Below are 370 nucleotides of genomic sequence, written 5' to 3' on the forward strand. Positions count from 1 at the left end.
CCGTTATCTTGCGTGTTTCAGTTGGATCAGCTACGGTTGCTGGTTTGACGACTGCTGGAATCGTTGCACCATTGGTTGCTAACCAAACGGCTGTTAACCCAGCCTTCGTGGTATTGGCTATCGGTGCCGGTTCATTGGCTGCTTCACACGTTAACGATGCCGGATTCTGGATGTTCAAGGAATTCTTTGATTTGGATGTCCCACAAACGTTGAAGATTTGGACAGTGCTTGAAACAATTATTTCAGTTGTTGGATTGATTGTTATCTTGATTTTGTCAGCATTGTTCTCATAAGATTTTACTTACTTCTGACGTCAATTCACAAAAAGCGCAAATGAACTGAACCCCAAAAATTGGAGTGAAGTTTAAGC

The 370-nt window shown here is 42.4% G+C and carries 1 protein-coding gene; it reads left to right on the forward strand.

What is annotated here, in order from left to right:
- Positions 1-293, forward strand: a 293-nt coding sequence (locus KH400_RS22400; RefSeq protein ID WP_438821141.1) for a GntT/GntP/DsdX family permease, incomplete at its 5' end; no start/stop codon positions are given.
- Positions 294-370 lie beyond the last annotated feature (77 nt).

The sequence above is a fragment of the Desertibacillus haloalkaliphilus genome, assembly GCF_019039105.1.
In the GTDB taxonomy this organism is placed as follows: Bacteria; Bacillota; Bacilli; order Bacillales; family KJ1-10-99; genus Desertibacillus; species Desertibacillus haloalkaliphilus.